Origin of the sequence: Williamsia sp. D3 (assembly GCF_000506245.1) — a bacterium.
In the GTDB taxonomy this organism is placed as follows: domain Bacteria; phylum Actinomycetota; class Actinomycetes; order Mycobacteriales; family Mycobacteriaceae; genus Williamsia; species Williamsia muralis.
In genome coordinates, this window is the sequence record NZ_AYTE01000020.1 from 148,911 (window position 1) to 166,108 (window position 17,198).

Annotated in this window: 20 protein-coding genes; 9 read left to right on the forward strand and 11 right to left on the reverse strand. The window is 64.6% G+C overall.

The genetic code is table 11. From position 1 onward, the window contains the following. The first annotated feature begins 13 nt into the window (after window positions 1–13). From W823_RS43935 to W823_RS43955, 5 genes are read left to right on the forward strand one after another with little or no spacing between them, the layout of a single operon-like run. Window positions 14–1,039 carry an alpha-ketoacid dehydrogenase subunit beta gene (locus W823_RS43935; RefSeq protein WP_023958568.1) on the forward strand — a complete coding sequence of 342 codons (1,026 nt, stop codon included), beginning with the start codon at window positions 14–16 and terminating at the stop codon, window positions 1,037–1,039. Between the two features lie 2 nt (window positions 1,040–1,041). Continuing rightward, window positions 1,042–2,457, forward strand: coding sequence for a 2-oxo acid dehydrogenase subunit E2 (locus W823_RS43940; RefSeq protein ID WP_023958570.1), 1,416 nt, complete (start codon window positions 1,042–1,044; stop codon window positions 2,455–2,457). 13 nt (window positions 2,458–2,470) lie between these two features. After that, window positions 2,471–2,857 carry a Zn-ribbon domain-containing OB-fold protein gene (locus tag W823_RS43945; RefSeq protein WP_023958572.1) on the forward strand — a complete coding sequence of 129 codons (387 nt, stop codon included), beginning with the start codon at window positions 2,471–2,473 and terminating at the stop codon, window positions 2,855–2,857. Further along, the gene (locus W823_RS43950) at window positions 2,854–4,005 is read left to right on the forward strand and encodes a thiolase family protein (RefSeq protein WP_023958574.1); all 1,152 of its coding nucleotides are present in this window, start codon (window positions 2,854–2,856) and stop codon (window positions 4,003–4,005) included. The genes W823_RS43945 and W823_RS43950 overlap by 4 nt, the downstream gene beginning before the upstream one ends. 16 nt (window positions 4,006–4,021) lie before the next feature. Then, a complete protein-coding gene (locus W823_RS43955; protein ID WP_023958576.1) occupies window positions 4,022–5,272 on the forward strand; it encodes an acyl-CoA dehydrogenase family protein in 1,251 nt (416 codons plus the stop codon). Window positions 5,273–5,277: 5 nt separating this feature from the next. Here the strand turns inward: W823_RS43955 and W823_RS43960 are convergent, their stop codons facing one another. The 3 genes from W823_RS43960 to W823_RS43970 all read right to left on the reverse strand — a co-directional run bounded on the left by W823_RS43960 (window position 5,278) and on the right by W823_RS43970 (window position 7,626). Continuing rightward, window positions 5,278–5,574 (reverse strand): hypothetical protein, encoded by a 297-nt coding sequence (locus W823_RS43960; protein WP_023958578.1) that lies wholly within the window; start codon window positions 5,572–5,574, stop codon window positions 5,278–5,280. A 117-nt stretch (window positions 5,575–5,691) separates the two neighbouring features. Then, window positions 5,692–6,570 carry an LLM class flavin-dependent oxidoreductase gene (locus W823_RS43965; RefSeq protein WP_081729772.1) on the reverse strand — a complete coding sequence of 293 codons (879 nt, stop codon included), beginning with the start codon at window positions 6,568–6,570 and terminating at the stop codon, window positions 5,692–5,694. 36 nt (window positions 6,571–6,606) lie between these two features. After that, window positions 6,607–7,626: an aldo/keto reductase gene (locus W823_RS43970; protein ID WP_023958582.1), complete on the reverse strand. Its 1,020-nt coding sequence runs from the start codon at window positions 7,624–7,626 to the stop codon at window positions 6,607–6,609. A gap of 179 nt (window positions 7,627–7,805) precedes the next feature. Here W823_RS43970 and W823_RS43975 point away from each other — a divergent pair, with 179 nt between their 5' ends. Genes W823_RS43975 through W823_RS56620 form a run of 3 tightly spaced genes read left to right on the forward strand, consistent with a single transcriptional unit; the run spans window position 7,806 to window position 9,487 of the window. Next, on the forward strand, window positions 7,806–8,378 hold the full coding sequence (locus W823_RS43975; RefSeq protein WP_200866382.1) for a TetR/AcrR family transcriptional regulator: 573 nt from the start codon (window positions 7,806–7,808) through the stop codon (window positions 8,376–8,378). A gap of 43 nt (window positions 8,379–8,421) precedes the next feature. Then, window positions 8,422–8,940 carry an SRPBCC family protein gene (locus W823_RS43980; protein WP_023958586.1) on the forward strand — a complete coding sequence of 173 codons (519 nt, stop codon included), beginning with the start codon at window positions 8,422–8,424 and terminating at the stop codon, window positions 8,938–8,940. A 31-nt stretch (window positions 8,941–8,971) separates the two neighbouring features. Beyond that, the gene (locus W823_RS56620) at window positions 8,972–9,487 is read left to right on the forward strand and encodes a hypothetical protein (protein WP_023958588.1); all 516 of its coding nucleotides are present in this window, start codon (window positions 8,972–8,974) and stop codon (window positions 9,485–9,487) included. A 70-nt stretch (window positions 9,488–9,557) separates the two neighbouring features. Here W823_RS56620 and katG read toward each other — a convergent pair whose 3' ends face one another. From katG to W823_RS44000, 4 genes are all read right to left on the reverse strand, one after another. Beyond that, entirely contained in the window at window positions 9,558–11,783 is a 2,226-nt protein-coding gene (gene katG, locus W823_RS43985) for a catalase/peroxidase HPI (RefSeq protein ID WP_023958590.1), read from the reverse strand. A gap of 49 nt (window positions 11,784–11,832) precedes the next feature. Beyond that, window positions 11,833–12,264: a Fur family transcriptional regulator gene (locus W823_RS43990; protein WP_038253332.1), complete on the reverse strand. Its 432-nt coding sequence runs from the start codon at window positions 12,262–12,264 to the stop codon at window positions 11,833–11,835. An 80-nt stretch (window positions 12,265–12,344) separates the two neighbouring features. Further along, window positions 12,345–12,770, reverse strand: coding sequence for an SRPBCC domain-containing protein (locus tag W823_RS43995; protein WP_023958594.1), 426 nt, complete (start codon window positions 12,768–12,770; stop codon window positions 12,345–12,347). After that, window positions 12,767–13,171: a RidA family protein gene (locus W823_RS44000; RefSeq protein ID WP_023958596.1), complete on the reverse strand. Its 405-nt coding sequence runs from the start codon at window positions 13,169–13,171 to the stop codon at window positions 12,767–12,769. The genes W823_RS43995 and W823_RS44000 overlap by 4 nt, the downstream gene beginning before the upstream one ends. A gap of 63 nt (window positions 13,172–13,234) precedes the next feature. On the opposite strand from W823_RS44000, the gene W823_RS44005 reads away from it, so the two are divergent. Next, on the forward strand, window positions 13,235–14,224 hold the full coding sequence (locus W823_RS44005) for a YafY family protein (protein WP_023958598.1): 990 nt from the start codon (window positions 13,235–13,237) through the stop codon (window positions 14,222–14,224). Here W823_RS44005 and W823_RS44010 read toward each other — a convergent pair. The 4 genes from W823_RS44010 to W823_RS44025 form a co-directional block, all read right to left on the reverse strand. Continuing rightward, window positions 14,180–14,539 (reverse strand): hypothetical protein, encoded by a 360-nt coding sequence (locus tag W823_RS44010; RefSeq protein WP_023958600.1) that lies wholly within the window; start codon window positions 14,537–14,539, stop codon window positions 14,180–14,182. The two genes, W823_RS44005 and W823_RS44010, sit on opposite strands and share 45 nt — an antisense overlap. 1 nt (window position 14,540) lies before the next feature. Beyond that, window positions 14,541–15,260, reverse strand: a complete 720-nt coding sequence (gene scnC, locus W823_RS44015) for a thiocyanate hydrolase subunit gamma (RefSeq protein WP_023958603.1) — start codon at window positions 15,258–15,260, stop codon at window positions 14,541–14,543. A 16-nt stretch (window positions 15,261–15,276) separates the two neighbouring features. Further along, window positions 15,277–16,113, reverse strand: a complete 837-nt coding sequence (locus tag W823_RS44020; protein WP_023958605.1) for an SH3-like domain-containing protein — start codon at window positions 16,111–16,113, stop codon at window positions 15,277–15,279. A gap of 102 nt (window positions 16,114–16,215) precedes the next feature. Then, the gene (locus W823_RS44025) at window positions 16,216–17,139 is read right to left on the reverse strand and encodes an RNA polymerase sigma-70 factor (protein ID WP_023958607.1); all 924 of its coding nucleotides are present in this window, start codon (window positions 17,137–17,139) and stop codon (window positions 16,216–16,218) included. Window positions 17,140–17,198 lie beyond the last annotated feature (59 nt).

Sequence of the window (17,198 nt, forward strand, 5' to 3'; positions counted from 1 at the left end):
GAAGGCTGAACACATGTCTACTGCAACAGAATTGACGACGACCGAGACGTCTCCGGCCGCGCGTCAGACAACCTACGTCAAGGCCTACAACGAGGCCATCGCGCAGATCATGCGCGAAGACGAGGACGTCTTTGTCATCGGCGAGGACGTCGCAGCATACGGCGGCGTCTTCCACATGTACGACGGCTTGCTCGCTGAGTTCGGTGATCGTCGGATGGTCGATACCCCCATCGCGGAGATGGGCCTCATCGGGCTGGGCGTCGGTGCCGCGGCGCGGGGTCTGCGTCCGATCGTCGACATCATGTTCATGGACTTCCTCGCGGTCGCGCTCGACCAGGTGGTGAACCAGGCAGCCAAGATGAAGTTCATGTACGGCGGGGAGGTCAAGGTCCCCATGGTGATCGCGGTGGCATACGGCGCCGGCGTGAGCGCGGGCGCGCAGCACTCGCAGAGCCTGGAGAGCTGGCTGGCGCACACTCCCGGTCTGAAGGTGGTCATGCCGTCCAACGCGTATGACGCCAAGGGCCTCATGGTGTCTGCGGTGCGTGACGACAACCCCGTGGTGTTCATGCTCAACAAGGTTTTGCTCGGCGCCCGCGGCGAAGTACCCGAAGAGATCTACGAGATCCCGCTGGGCCAGGCAGCGGTCCCGCGGCAAGGAGACGACGTCACCATCGTCGCGTTCGGACGAATGGTTGCCGAAGCACTCAAAGCGGCCGACATCCTCGAGCAGTCCGGCGTCTCCGTGGAGGTGGTCGACCCCCGATCGGTCCAGCCGCTCGACACTGCCACCATCGTGAAGTCCGCATCCAAGACAAACCGCATCCTGGTGGTCCACGAGGCAGTGACCTTCGGCGGGATCGGTGCGGAAGTGGCCGCCCAGATCCAGGAAGAGGCATTTGACTACCTCGATGCCCCGGTCCTGCGGATCGGAGCACCCTTCACGCCGGTGCCGTTCAGCACCCCGCTCGAAAAGGCTTATGTCCCAGACGCGGACCGCATCGTCGCAGGAGCGCGCCGACTGCTCGAAAGGAACTGATCGTGGCTCAGCAGATCGTGCTGCCGAAGTTGGGGCTCACGATGCAGGAGGGCGTCATCGGTGAGTGGCTGGCCGGCGAAGGCCAGCACATCGCGGTGGGCGACCTGTTGCTGCGGCTCGAGACCGACAAGGTCGAGGTGGACGTGGAGGCCGAGGCCGAGGGCATCCTGGCCACCGGTGCTTCGGCCGGTGACGTCCTGCCGGTTGGAGCGGTGATCGGTTGGCTCCTGGGCGAAGGCGAGTCGGCGCCCGACGGAACGGCTGCCGTCGCGCAGCAGGAACCTGTCGCCGAAACGCGCACCGCTCCTGCCTCGGTGGTCGTGGGTGGCCCCGACGACGGGGGCCGGATCAAGTCCTCTCCGAATGCACGGCGGGTCGCCGTTGCTGCGAACGTGGACCTCTCGACCATCCGTGGCACGGGGCCCGGCGGCCGGATCGTGTCCGAGGACGTCGAGGAACATCTCGCCGCAGCTCCCGCCAAGGCACCTGAACCGACCGCAGCGACTCCGGCCACAGACAAGGTCACCCAGACCGTCGGCGCGGCAGGCCAATTCGTTGGACCACTCGTTCGTCGTCGCGCGGATGAACTGGGCGTCGATCTCGCGGCGGTCGTGGGGTCGGGTATCGGAGGCCGCATCACCAAGGCAGATGTGGAGGCGGCAGCGGGCACGGTGGCAGCTCCGGCGGTCCTCGGCGTCGGCTCGCCGACAACGGGTCCCCAAGCGGGTGAGGTCATCCCGCTGACAGGCATGCGAGGTGCCATCGCGCGCAACATGATCGACAGCCTGCAGACGATGGCGCAGCTGACCCATGGCTACGAGGTGGACGTCACCGCACTTGTGGCCGTCCGCCAGCAACTCAAGGCCGAGGCAGCACAATCCGGTTCAAAGGCGCCCAGTCTCAACGACTTCGTCGTCAAGGCAGCGGCTCTCGCGCTGCGTGAGCACCCGCTGCTCAACGCAGGCATCGCCGACGACAAGATCACGCTGTTCGAGGAGATCAACGTCGGTGTGGCGGTTGCGGTCGACGGTGGTCTGATCGTGCCCGTGGTGCGCGACGCAGACAGTCTGTCGGTGGCCGAGGTCGCCGACCGCACCCGAACCCTTGCGTCCGGGGCGCGGACCGGCAAACTGGGTCTGTCGGACATGGAGGGCGCGACGTTCTCGGTGAGCACGCTCGGCGCGTACGGTGTCGATTTCTTCACCCCCGTCATCAACCCGGGCAACGTCGCGATCCTGGGCGTCGGCCGAGTGAAAGACGGCTTCCGTTGGGAGGGTGAGACTCCCGCCCGCACGCAGGTGATGACGTTGAGCTTGACCTTTGACCACCGCGCAGTCGACGGGGCACCGGCCGCCGAATACCTCAAGACGCTGAGTGCAATCTTGGGTCGTCCGCTCTCACTGTTGGCCGGGCGCTAGTCAGGGCTCTGGCATGGAAGGAAGCGTTGTAGACGAGACGTTGTTCGCCCAAGTGGAACCGCCGGTGCTGGCCGGGTCGGGTTGCGCGGGATGCGGTGTGGTGGTGTTCCCGTCCGCGACCCGGTGTCCTGCGTGTCCGAGTGCAGCGATGGAGCAACGGTCACTCCCGACCCGCGGCAGGGTGTGGACCTGGACATCGCAGTCGTTCGCGCCGAAGCCGCCGTACGAGGTACCTGAGTCGGGTTTCGAGCCGTTTGTGGTCGGCTACGTCGATCTGGGTTCGGTACTGGTGGAGTCAAGGATTCTCGGACCGGTGGTCATCGGTGACGAGGTGGAATTACGTCTTCTCCCATTGGCCGGGGGCGACATCTCCTTTGCGTTCGAGAAGGTCGCCGAATGAGCGCCAGGGACGTCTACATCGTGGGTGCAGGCATGCACGCGTTCGGTCGGCACCCCGGGGTGACCGGTATGGACATGGGTGAGCACGCATTGCGGGCCGCTCTCGTCGATGCAGGACTCGAATGGTCCGACATCGATGCCGCCGTCGGTGGGAGCAATGTGTCCGGCAAGCCGGATTCGCTTGTGTCGCGGCTCGGTTTGACCGGCATACCGTTCACCACCGTCAAGAACGGCTGTGCAACAGGCGGAGTGGCATTGTCGACCGCGGCCGACATGCTCACTGCCGGACGCGCGAATGTGGTTGCGGTCGTCGGGTTCGACAAACACGAGCGGGGGGCGTTCGGCTCGGATCCCGCCGCGTACGGACTCGGTCAATGGTACGCCCGGAGCGGGATGATGGTCACCACCCAGTACTTCGCGATGAAAACCCAGCGGTATCTGCATCAATACGGCATCGACAGGACAGCGCTGGCGGCAGTCGCCGAACGTGCTTTCGCCAATGGTGCAGCGCATCCGATGGCGTGGCGTCGCACACCGCTCACCTCACAGCAGGTGCTCGACGCCGCGACAGTCAACGATCCGCTGACGCAGTACATGTTCTGCTCGCCCGGCGAAGGTGGTGTGGCGTTGATCCTCGCCCGCGGGGACCGTGCCCATGATCTGTGCGACAACCCGATTCGGCTCGCGGCTGTCGAGGTCCGAACCCGGCGCTTCGGGTCGTTCGAGGTGTTCGCACCCTGGCTGCACACCGACCCGGTGAACAGCCCCAGCATCGACGCCGCTGCAGCCGCGTTCGATGCTGCGGGTGTGCGCCCGGCTGATGTCGGCGTTGCGCAGTTGCAGGACACCGACTCTGGCTCAGAGTTGATCCATATGGCCGAGACCGGACTGTGCCGGCACGGCGAGCAAGCCAAACTGCTCGACTCGGGTGCCACCCGTCATGACGGAGAACTGCCCATCAACACCGACGGCGGCTGTCTGGCCGGCGGCGAGCCCATCGGTGCGTCCGGATTACGCCAGGTACACGAGGTGGTCCGCCAGTTGCAGGGGCGCGCCGAAGGCCACCAGGTGCCAGATCAGCCGGAGATCGGTTTCACCCACGTCTACGGTGCCCCGGGCCTGTCGGCATGCACGGTCTTGACCGTCTGAGCACGAAAGGACCATCGTGACCGAAACTTTCGACACCGTGCCGGCTCTCGCCGACTTCCAGGAGGAGGTACGCCACTGGCTGGCGTCCATCGTGGACCCGCGGCCGGCGCCGACTCCAACGGACAAGCCCGACCTCGCGGTGTTCCGTAACCTGTCCGACGAAGACGAACTCGATTTGCTCGATGCCGTCCGGGCGTATCGCCGACAGCGTTTTGATGCCGGCTATGGCGCCGTCACGCTCGCCGTCGAACACGGAGGCCGTGGACTGCCTGCCTCTTTCGCATCGGCGATTGCACAGGCCGAGCGGGAGTTCGACGTCCCACCGTCCACTGAGTTGATCAGCGTCACCACCGGGCTTGTCGGTCCCGCCGTTGCCATGTTCGGAACTGACGAGCAGCGGGCAAATTACGCGAACCCGTTGCTGCGTACCGATCTTCTGGCGTGCCAACTGTTCAGTGAGCCTGGCGCCGGTTCAGATCTGGCCGCTCTGAGTTGTCGAGGTGTCCGGGAGGGCGACGACTGGATCTTCAACGGCCAGAAGGTGTGGTCGTCGGGTGCCAGATTCGCTGATCTGGGCATGCTGCTGGCCAGAACCGACCCCGACGCCCCAAAGCACAGGGGGATCACCGCGTTCCTGATCCCTCTTGATGCAGAGGGCGTCGACATCCGGCCGATTCGGCAGATGAGTGGTGGCGCCTCGTTCAACGAGGTGTTCCTCCAGAACGTTCGGGTGTCGGACAGCATGCGACTCGGTTCGGTCGGTCAGGGCTGGAAGGTCGCCAGTGCCACATTGGCATTCGAACGTACGGCGTCCGGGTCGGTCACCCGGAAGAAGGGCGGTTCGGTCGCCGAACTCGTTGCGTTGGCCAAATCGCTGGGTCTTGTGGACGATCCGCTGGTACGTCAAGACCTAGCGGACGCCTACATACGCTCAGAACTGCGTGCCGCGACCGCCGACCGGGTCGCTCGTGCCGCTGCAGCCGGACGCTCGCCCGGCCCGGCTGCGTCGGTGGGCAAACTGATGGCTTCCGATGTGCTCGGACGTATCGGTGAGATCGCCGCAGACCTGCTGGGCAACAACATCACCGCTGCCGTGGACCCTGATCAGTTCGCCTGGACGGAGCATCTACTGGGCAGTCCGGGCTACCGGCTGGCGGGTGGCACCGACCAGATCCAGCGCAACATCATCGGCGAGCGGGTACTCGGCCTTCCGCCTGAGCCGCGTGAAGACCGCGACAAGCCGTGGTCGCAACGGGACAGACTCTGACGGCGCTACTGGCCGTCTTCACCAGGGCGAGGCACGTCGGCCTCCCAGCGTGCGCGCCGTTCGTCCACCGTCTGTTCCCACCACGGTGTACCGCGTTCGCCGAGAGCCACTTTCGTGGCCTGGACACCCGCTCGTGACTCCGGCGCGCCGCTGGTCCGTTTCACCTCGCGACGCCAGGCCATCAGTATCGAGCGCAACTCGGCACTTCGATCCTCAGGAATCGCGGGATCCGTGGCGCGCCAGCGGCGCCCGCCCACCACGATGTAGCGACCGTCGTCGGTGTGTTCGACTTCCTTGGCCATGTAGCCAGGCTGCCACAGAGCAGGGTGGGGCCCGCAGACCCTCCGGTTGCAGGGAGTTCCTCCGGTTGCAGTCGGGGGATGTGGCCGATGTCGGAGGATGTGGACTGACTCCCGGCCTCAGACCGTCGAGTGGGTGAAGGTGGCGATGAGTTCATCGGCCACCCAGCGGGCCACGCCGACCGGGTACGGAGCGGGCAGACCCAGCACGATGTGCCCGAAGCTCGCATCGACCACTCGGCCGATCGCGTCCCGGGTGCGCTCCGGCTCTTCATAGGAGACCGGCACATGGATCGACCGAGTGATTGAAGCAGGATCGCGACCGATCTCGACGCAGTAGCGATCCAATAAAGCACTGCGCGCGATGACATCGGCGATGTCACCGCCGGGAATGTTCCAGATGTCTGCGTGCTCGGCCACGATGCGCAACACTGCGGCCGAACGCCCGGCGATCAACAACGGCGGATGTTGACGCTGAACAGGTTTCGGATTCTGCAACGCCCCGGTCAGTTGCACGTACTGGCCATCGAAGTCGAACGGCGAGTCCTCAGTCCACAGGCGTTTGATCACGACGCAGGCCTCGGTGAGACTCCCCACCGCATGAGCGACGTCGTGGAACGGCAAGCCGTGCGCGGGGTACTCGCGTCGAGCTTCTGGAGGGTTCGGCCGCGAGCCTGCTCCGATCCCGAAGTCCAACCGGCCGCCGGAGATGATGTCGACTGTGGTGGCGATCTTCGCGAGCATCGCTGGTGGGCGGAATCGGTTGCTGGTGACCAGCAGACCGAGGCGTAGGCGCTCGGTCTGTGCGGCGAGAGCCGAAAGTAGCGTCCAGCCTTCGAAGATCGGCCCGTCGGCGTCACCTCCGATCGGCATGAGGTGGTCGAACAGCCACGCATGTTCGATGTCGGGGATAGCGTCCGCTTCGAGCCACACGCGGAGTATGTCGCGGTAATCGACCTGTTGTTGGGCGGTGAGGATTCCGAAACTGGGGGTGGCCATGAGCATGCGTCCTTGAATGTTAGGTGGCGATGGACGTCAGCGACGTCGCAAAGAGGGGTCGAGGAGGGAAGGAGGGGCGTCCACTTTCTCGTCCGGGGCGATATCTGTTCCGGGGGAGACGATCTCATCGATGGCGTCGAGGATGTCTGACGAGAGCGCCGTGTCGGCGGCCGCAGTCTGGGAATGCAGGTGTGGCAGCGTGCGGGGGCCGATGATCGCACTGGTCACGCCGGGATGAGCGGTGACGAAGCCGAGCGCGAGTTGAATCATGGTCAGGCCCGCCTGGTCGGCGACACCCGCCAGCTGCTCCACTGCCTCCATCTTGGTGCGGTTCACCGGGATCGTGGTGTCGAACCGGGCCGGCATCAGTCCAGAACGGCTGGTTGCGATCTCACGACCTTCGCGGATCGCGCCAGACAGCCAACCCGACGCCAGTGGGCTCCACGCCAAGACACCCAGTCCGTACTCTTGGGTCACCGGCAGCACATGGGTCTCGATGCCCCGCTGCAGAATCGAGTAGCTGGGCTGTTCGGTCACGTACCGGCTCAGGTGGCGTTCACTGGCTGTCCACTGCGCCTGGACGATGCGATATGCGGGGAACGTCGACGATCCGAAGTAGCGGATCTTGCCCGCCCGCTGGAGGTCGGTGAGGGCCGACAGTGTCTCTTCGTCGCTGGTGGTCGGGTCCCAGCGGTGGATCTGGTACAGATCGACGTGGTCTACCCCGAGCCGGCGGAGGCTGTTGTCGAGTTCCATGGTGAGCCAACGGCGGGAGCTGCCTTGATGATTTGGTTCTTCGCCCATCGGCATGTTTGCCTTCGTCGCCAGGATGAGGTCGTCGCGGCGACCGGAGATCGCGCGGCCGACCATCTCTTCGGACTCTCCCTGGCCGTACATGTCGGCTGTGTCGATGACATTGATCCCAGCGTCGAGCGCGGCATCGACGATGGCGCTCGCTTCCGCCTGTGTGGTGCGACCGATGGCGCCGAAGTTCATCGCTCCGAGCGCCAACGTGCTGACCTGGACGCCGGTACGACCCAGGGTGCGGTACTTCATGGTGTTCTCCTCTGACGGTGTGGCGCGAGAGCTGTCCGGCTCTGACATACTGGATAAAGCGGAACAACGTTCCGCAAAGAACGATACGGAACAATGTTCCGTTTGCCAAGCGGAAGGGGTGACGCGGCACTGTGGTGGCCAAACGCACGTCGGAAACGCCCAGCCCTCACGTGGCGGAGATGGACACGGGCACGTCCCAGCCTCGAAAGCGGTCAGATGCGCGGCGAAACGAGAAGACCCTGCTCGATGCAGCGGCTGCCGCGTTCGTCACTTCCGGAGTCGAAGTGCCCGTGCGCGCCATCGCCGCGAGAGCGGGGGTGGGCGTCGGCACCATCTATCGGCACTTCCCGACGCGGGCCGACCTGATCGTCGCCGTCTACCGTCACCAGGTCGAAGAATGCGCGCAGGCCGGTCCGGCGCTCCTGACGTCCGTGACGTCTCCGCACGCCGCGCTCACCCAGTGGATCAATCTGTTTGTCGACTTCCTGGTGACAAAGCACGGTTTGGCCGAGGCCCTGCAGTCGGACGACGCCAGGTTCCAGACCTTGCACAGCTACTTTCTCGAGCGGCTCGTGCCCGTGTGTGCGTCTTTGCTCGAAGCCGGCGCGGCAGCCGGCGAAACCCGTTCAGACGTAGCCGCATTGGAGCTGATGAGGGGCGTCGGCAACTTGTGCATCGGATCGGGTGGCAACTCGAGCTACGACGCACGACGGATGGTCGGACTGCTCATGGACGGATTGCACGTTCGCTGACGCGAGGTATCCGCCGCGGCCTACCCACCACTACTGTCGAGAGATGCCCAAAACCAAGCGCCTCATGCAGGTCTCCGACAGCATCGACATCGCTGCGGACCCCGGTCGTCTGTACGAGATGGTCAGTGACCCGGCCCGGATGGGTGAATGGAGCCCGGAGAACCTGGGTGCAACCGTGGTGAACCCGGCGGCCGACGGTGCAGCTTTTGTGGGGATGGTGTTTCACGGGCGGAACAGACGTGGGAGCGTCAACTGGGTTACACGTTGCACGGTCACCGCTGCCGAGCCCGGTGCGCATTTTGCTTTTCGTGTGGATGCGATCGGCCCGAAGACGCCGCGGCTCAAGGGCCCGATTGCCACGTGGGAGTACAGGTTCCACACCGTGGAGGCCGGTCGCACCCGCGTCACCGAAACGTGGTCCGACGACAGAATCAAGTGGCCTGATGCGGTCGCGGCAGTCTTTGACCGGGTCGCCACGCGAGGCATGACGTTCTCGCAGTTCCAACGCCGGAACATCGCGAAAACGCTTGAAGCACTGCGCACAGCTGTGGAAAGTCGGTAGAGCGGACGTTCGGTGATGTAAGACTGTGCCGATGACCTGGCACCGCATATTCCCGCTCGCCCGCATCACCGGCCATGTTGCCTGGTGGGTGTTCGTGGTGGTGACGTTGTTCGCAGGTGGCATCACCTGGACGGGGGCCAGCGAGTACCTTGGCCCGGCGTCCGGCACGGGGTGGTCGGGAAATCGGCAGGCCTACAGCGAGATCACAGCTCCGGTCGCCATCGCCAACTTCACCGGCTCGTCGTCGTTCGAACACGATCCGTGGACGCAGCTCGAGGTGTTGTCGGTGATTGCGTTCGCAGTGGTGATCCTCGCAGCTGTTGCCGAGGCCATCTCGGTACGCCGGTTGGTGCCTGGGGCCGTGACGGTTGCGGCGCCGTGCGTTGCCTTCGGGTTGCTGTTGTTGGCAACTCCCGGCGTCCTCGACAGTGTTCGGTTCGGGACGATGCAGACGCTGGGATTGGTGCTGGTCGCGGTTGCGATGCGTGAGGTGTGGGCTCGCCGGTTTGCCCCGCGCTCGGGGATCGGTACTTCAGGCAAGCCGTGACAAAAGTCGATGCCGGCCCCGTGAACGGGACCGGCACCGACGTGATCTGTTCTGTCAGTTGATCAAACGATCACTTCAGGTCGAAGCGATCATTGTTCATGACCTTCACCCATGCGGCGACGAAGTCGTTGACGAACTTGTCCTTGGCGTCGTCCTGGGCGTAGACCTCCACGAGCGCACGCAGCTGAGAGTGCGATCCGAACACCAGATCGACATCCGTCGCGGTCCACTTCGGAGCACCCGTCGACCGGTCGCTGCCCTGGTAGATGCCGGCATCGGAGTCGGATGCCTTCCACTCGGTGCCGATGTCGAGCAGGTTGACGAAGAAGTCGTTTGTCAACGTGCCCGGGCGGTCGGTGAAGACGCCGTGCTTGGTGTCGCCGTGATTGGCACCCAGTGCGCGCAGACCACCGACCAGAGCGGTCAGCTCCGGAGCGGTCACGTCCAGCATGTAAGCGCGGTCGAGCAGCAGCACCTCCGCTGGTGTCTTCTCTCCGGTGCGAACGAAGTTGCGGAACCCGTCGGCCCGCAGTTCGAGCACCTTGAACGACTCCGCATCGGTCTCCTCCTGCGAGGCATCGGTGCGACCGGGGGTGAACGGCACCGTGACACCGTGGCCGGCGTCCTGTGCCGCCTTTTCCACAGCAGCGGACCCGGCGAGCACGATCAGGTCGGCCAGCGAGATCTTCTTGCCGCCCGAACCGTTGAAGTCCTGCTGGATCTGCTCGAGAACCGTGAGCACCTTCGACAACTCGGCAGGCTCATTGGCCTCCCAGTTCTTTTGCGGCTCAAGGCGAATACGTGCACCGTTCGCACCACCGCGCATGTCGGTGCTGCGGTAGCTGCTGGCCGACTTCCAGGCGGTGTTGACCAGCTGAGCCACCGACAGGCCGGAGTCGAGCACCTTGCTCTTGAGCGACGCGATGTCCTGGTCGTCGACCAGTTCATGGTCGACTGCTGGAACCGGGTCCTGCCACAGCTGTGCCTCGGGGACCCAGGGGCCCAGGAAGCGGGTGACGGGTCCCATGTCGCGATGCAGGAGCTTGTACCAAGCCTTGGCAAAGGCCTCGGCGAGCTGCTCGGGGTGATCGAGCCAGCGGCGGGTGATCTCGCCGTAGATGGGGTCTTCACGCAGGGCGACGTCGGTGACCAGCATGGTGGGGGCGCGGCCCGGTCCGTCGAACGGATCGGGGATGGTGCCCGCTCCGGCACCGTCCTTGGCGACGAACTGCCATGCGCCGGCGGGGCTCTTGGTCAGTTCCCACTCGAAGCCGTAGAGGTTCTGCAGGAACCCGTTGCCCCACTGGGTGGGGGTGGAGGTCCACACGACCTCGAGGCCGCTGGTGACGGTGTCCTCGGCCTTGCCCTTGCCGTAGCCGTTCTTCCAGCCCAGACCCTGCTGCTCCTTGGGCGCGCCTTCGGGCTCGGGACCGATCTTATCGGCGTTGTGGGCGCCGTGGGTCTTGCCGAAGCTGTGTCCACCGATGATCAGCGCAGCGGTTTCCTCGTCGTTCATGGCCATGCGGCCGAACGTCTCGCGGATGTCCTTGGCTGCCGCGATGGGGTCGGGTTTGCCTTCTGGCCCTTCGGGATTGACGTAGATCAGGCCCATGGTGGTGGCGCCGAGCTGCTCGTTCAGCTCACGTTCGCCTTCGTAACGCTTGTCGGTGCCCAGCCATTCGTCCTCAGGACCCCAGAACACCTCTTCGGGCTCCCAGATGTCTGCCCGGCCGAACGCGAAACCGAAGGTCTGGAAACCCATTGACTCGAGTGCGCAGTTGCCGGCGAAGACCAGGAGATCGGCCCACGAGATCTTGCTGCCGTACTTCTGCTTGACCGGCCACAGAAGCCGGCGGGCCTTGTCGAGGTTTGCGTTGTCGGGCCAGCTGTTGAGCGGCGCGAAACGCTGTGCGCCCTGACCGCCGCCACCGCGTCCGTCGAACACCCGGTAGGTGCCCGCCGAGTGCCAGCTCATGCGGATGAACAGGCCGCCGTAGTGCCCGTAGTCGGCCGGCCACCAGTCCTGCGACGTGGTCATCAGGTCGATGACGTCGGCCTTGAGTGCCTCCACGTCGAGCTTCGCGAACTCTGCTGCGTAGTCGAAGTCCTCACCCAGCGGGTTCGACTTGGACGTGTGCGCGTGCAGGATCGACAGGTCGATCTGTTCCGGCCACCAGTCCTTGTTGGTGAGCGGGGCATGCCCCTTGGGCTTCGGCGATGGGATCGCCGGGTTCTCGCTCTCACTGGCGGTAGCGGTTCCGGCGTCTGAATGGGGCGGGCGACTATCGGAGGTCACTGCGTTCCTTTCGCGGTTAGGTTGATCGGGCTGTGATCACGGGCTGTGATCAAACTCTGGTCGCGTCGGCACAATCGGGGCACAGACCCCAATAAGTGACCTCGGCTTCGTCGAGCAGGAATCCGTGCGAGTCCGAAGCGCTGAGACACGGCGCTTCTCCGACCGCGCAGTCGGCATCGGCGATCACGCCGCACGCGCGGCACACCACGTGGTGGTGATTGTCGCCGACCCGGGATTCGTACCGTGCGACGTGGCCGGCCGGTTGTATCCGGCGCACGAGCCGTGCAGTTGTCAACGCGCCCAGCACGTCGTAGACGGCTTGGCGCGAGACGGAGGGCAGCACTGCGCGCACGAGACCGAAAACGGTGTCGGTGTCGGCGTGCGGATGACTGTCCACGGCTTCCAGAACGGCCACCCTGGGTTGGGTGACGCGGAGGTCTGCGGCGCGTAGCCGTTCCGCGTTGTCCGATGTGGTGGCCATGGTGACCACGATAAGCAAAGTGTCGGCCCGATGGGAAGGTTTTTCTGGAATCAGTCAAAAAAAGATTCTCTGCGGAGTGGTCAGGCGTCGAGGGCGTCCAGTGCCGCGACCACAGAGGCCATGACGGCCCGCCAGTGGGTGCGCTGTTGTTCTCGCTCGCCTGCATCGAGCAGTCGCTCCTGGTGGAAGCGGATCATCGTCTTGCCGGGTCCGCCGGCCCTCACCGCGAGCTGCACGGTGCTGTCGTGATCCCAGTGGGGTGGCTGCCACGTCAGTCGGATCCGGTCATGCGGGTGGAAAGTCCTTGTCTCGCCGACGATTCCGTCTTGGGTCTGGTATGCCCGACCCTTTTCGTCCAGCACCGACACCCCGTGCCCGAGCCACAGTGGCGTCCCCTCGGCCGAGGTGAGGAAATCCCAGACGACATCGATCGGACAATCCACCGTCTTCGAGACACCGATCTGCCACCCCGCGTCCTTGGTTTGACCGGTCTCGCGCGAGCTCATCGCATGACGGCGGCGATCGCGGACAGCTCGACGAGTGCGCCGGGGACCGCCATCGATGAGACCATCGCCGCCGCGATCAAGGGCGGATCGCCTGTCGGGTCGAGAGCTTGTGCGGCAACGGCATAACCAGCGGTGAGGTCGATGCCGTCGACCGCGAACAGCGTCATGCTCACCACGTCCGACATCGTCGCCCCGGCGGCGGCCAACGCGGTCTGCAGGTTCTTCATGACCTGTGCGGTCTGGGCTCCGACGTCGTCACCACCGACGATCGCCCCGGTGGCATCGACCGCGTTCTGGCCGCCGATGTAGATGGTGGTGGCGCCAGGCGGGACGACGGCAACGTGACTGAACGCCGGGCTGCGTACCAGCTTTTCGGGTCTGAGCAATGTGATTGTGTCCATGGAGGTGAAGCTAGACCAATACCCTGCCAAGAACTGTCAGGGTTTGGCATCATCATCAACGAAATGTCCACACCGACCGGTCGTCGCCTGCAGATGCTGGCGATCTTGCAGTCGAACCCGGGTATCAGCGCGGGCCGGCTGGCCGATCGTCTCGATGTCACCGAGCGCACGGCGCGACGCGATGTGGAACATCTCCGAGATCTGGGCTATCGGATCGACGCCGAACCTGGCCGTTTCGGGGGGTACACGCTCGCCGCCGGATCGGTGACTCCACCTCTCGTCCTCGACGCCGACGAGGCACTGGCGGTCGCCCTCGGGCTGCACGGGTCGGTGGGGGTCGGGGGACTGGCTCCCGCCGCGGTCACCGCACTCGCCAAGTTGACCGAGACCATCCCGTCGCGCCTGCGCGGGCGGTTCGAGGCGGTGGCGGCAGCCGAGGCGCTCGAGGGTGGCGAGATGGTGTCTGCAGACGCGGGTGTGCTCGTCACCTTGGCGCTTGCGTGCCGATCAGGGGAGGCCGTCCGCTTCCGGCATCGCCGACGCACAGATCACCGTGGCGAGGCACGCGATGTTCAGCCACTGAATCTCGTCCGGGCAAGTGGGCGTTGGTATCTGGTGGGCAACCAGCGTGGATCGCAGCAGTGGCTGACCTACGCCCTCGACCGAATCAGCGATGTGAGGCCGCTGGGCACGAGGTTCGGTACCCCGCCCCCACCCCCCGATGCCGCGGCCTTTGTAGCAGACGCCTTCGCTCACGGCTGGCGGCACCACATCCGGGTGCGGCTGTACATGTCGGGCGACGAAGCGAGACGAATAGTGCGTCCGGTGGTCGGCTCGGTCACCGACGACGGCGACGATTGCGTTCTGACGCTTGGTGCCGACGACCTGGATTGGGCTGCGCGCTGGCTGATTTACCAAAACTTCGACTTCGATGTGCTGGAGCCGCCCGCACTGAACGACAGGTTGCGTGCGCTCGGGACATGGATCGCACACCGGTACGGCGAGGCGTCAGGCCTCGAGTCTGGCACGGACGGCGGAGAGCCGCTGACGTAGCTCGGCCTCGTCGATCACGCCACGATCCAGGAGGGAGTGCGCTAGCGAGATCAACTGGCTCTCGGGGTAGGGCACATCCGCATAGATCGTCGATGACAAGCGGTCCTCGTCATCCCTACGGTCGGTGACACTCGGCGCTTGTGCAGAAGCGGCTCGATCGAGCGCGTCACAGACGCCATCAAGACTGGTCTTCCACGGCGGTACCGGGTTCTCGACGCCGTATTTCTGCGCCATTGTCGGCCACACCTGCCCTCGTTCGACGATCTCGGCGAGCGGTGCGTAGTCGCTCTTGCTCCCGGAAGTGCTGTCTCCCATATCAATTGTCCTCTGCGGGGTGGATGGCGGCCCGTGTCTCGGTGATGACATTGGTGGTCACGCCGGGTTTCGGCAGCGCCACCCCGATGAGGCTGTCGCGGGTGATGATCTCGGCGAGCTCGTCTTCGCTCCAACCCTCGGTGCCAGGCGGTTGCATGGGCATCACCATGAATCGGTGCTTTTGATTCGAATCTTGCACCCGCACAGCAACATCGTCGGGAAGGTAGAGACCGAATTCGGCGAGTACCTGACGGGGCCACCGAACCATGCGGCGCCGGTAATTGGGGGTGCGGTACCACTCTGGCGAGTTGCCGAGGATGGGTCGCGGATAGCAGGAGCACAGCGCGCAGACGATGACGTTGTGAACGGTGGGGGTGTCTTCCAGAATGGAGAAGGCAGTGAAATCGCTGGGGGTTCCGAATCCGGTGGGTTCGAGCCAATCGACACCGACCTCCTTGCTTGCCGCCATCGGTTCACTCAGGGCGAGTTGTTTGAACTCGGGATCGAGCCAGGCGCGAGCAACGAGGCGCGCCGCGGGCGTCGGCCCGATCTGCTCCGCGAACTCGGTGAACAGCCGGTGCTCTTCTGCGGTGAAAAGTCCTTTCTCGATGCAGAGTTCGCGCAACGCGATCTCGAGCACCTCGAAATCGGTCACCTCATCGACCATCGGGGCGACAGTCCGCTCGTGGTCGTGGTCGTGGTTGTGGTTGTGCTCGGTCATTCCCCCTGTCCTTCCCCTACGCCGATGCAAGCCACCGTTGCGGTATCTCGGTGCGCAGGATGTCATCTGGTGTGCCGGTATAGCCCTCCCACAGCTCCGCCATCTCGAACCCGACGACGTAAAACCACTCCGGTTTCGCGTCCTCGCGACCCCATGTCTCGTCTTCGGGTGCCGGACTCTCGTAGGCGACGGATTCGATCCGTCCATGGGCTCCGCGCACATACTCGGGTGTGCGGGTGTAGAGCAGCACCGGGAGTTCGCGGACGAGGACGCGATCGCCAACTGCGAACGCGGGCTCACCGGCCCGTCCCGCGTAGATCTGCGGATCCCCGATTCCCACCGCGTGCCGATGATGGGTGTTGCGTATGACGCCGGACCCGTCGCCCTCGTGGCGCGGTGTGGCCTCGAGTCTGTTGCCGGACAGTCCGTCCGGGTAGCGGTTCTGGACTTCCAACATTCGCTCGGCGAGTTCTCCGAGCCCGATGTGGTGCTTCTCTACGAGTATTTGCGCAACGGCGTAAAGCCAACGGCCGTAATACGGTATCCCGAGGTACACCGCTCGGCCGACGTCGACGTTGCCGATGCGCCGGCGTTCTTCGGACAGCCAGATTCCCCGCCACGCGAGAACCTCGCACATCACGTATGTCATGTGCTCCCAGTACTCGTACGCCTTGTTCTCGTACTTCAACGGCGCATCGGGTTCGCCGCCGACGTCGTGAACGGGCTTCATGTACGCGACAAACCGTTTGTGGTCGAGAAGGTCTGGTGTCGGTGCGTCAGGGAGTTCGGGATAGGACGACTGAAGTCGGGCGATCAGGTCGAGTTGCTCGGCGCGTTCTCGTGAGGTGCTCATACGCCCTCCTCAGGAGTCGCACCTTCGGCGTGTTCGAGCAGTGAATGTACTCCGCGTTCTTATCGGGCGAACCGAATTCGGAAATATTCGATGGGGAAGAACTCACCGATCAAGTGAGACCTCTTGGGCAAGACGGGAGAGCTTATCGGGATTGCGCACGATGTAGAGGCCCGTGATCTTGCCCTCGTCGAACCTGAACGACACCGCATTGTCGATCTGTCCATCGATGCTGACGATGATAGCGGGGGAGCCGTTGATCAGGACTCGCTCGGTGGACACCGATCCCTCGATTCGTGGCAGGCCGCCGGCGAGGAGTCGTGCCACGCGGTCGGACCCGACGATGGGGCGCACAACGGCCTTCTTGACACCGCCTCCGTCGCCGAGGAGAACCACATCAGGTGCGAGGAGGTCGACCAGCTCTTGCAGATCACCCGTTTCGACGGCGTGCTGAAAGGCTTGCAGGGCAACCCGCGATTCGTCGGGACTCACAGAGCCTCGCGGTCGGCGAGCGGCAACGTGAGCGCGGGCTCGGTGAGCAATCTGTCTGACGGCGGCGGAGGTCTTGTCGACGGCGATCGCGATCTCGTCATACGGAAGGTCGAACACCTCCCGCAATACGAACACCGCCCTCTCGGTGGGTGCAAGAGTCTCCATCACGAGCAGCATCGCCATCGACACGCTCTCGGCCAGCTCGACGTCATCCGCCACATCGGGTGCTGTCAGCAACGGTTCCGGCAGCCATTGGCCGACATAGGACTCACGTCGGCGTCCCAGCGTCCGCAACCGTGACAGTGCCTGGTGGGTGGCGATTGTGACCAGATACGCGCGCTCGTTACGCACGTCGTCGAGGTCGACTCCCGCCCAGCGCATCCAGGTCTCTTGCAACGCATCCTCGGCGTCGGCAGCCGAACCGAGGATCTCGTAGGCAATCGTGAACAGCAGATTGCGATGAGCGAGGAACACGTCGGTCGCGGCATCAGAATGTCCGCCGGGGGCGCCGGCTGCGGTCAGGGGCTCGTCGGTCATCGGTGCCTTCCTTGCGTTGGTCGCTTGTTCCCATCAGACGCCCGTGTCGGCGAATGTGT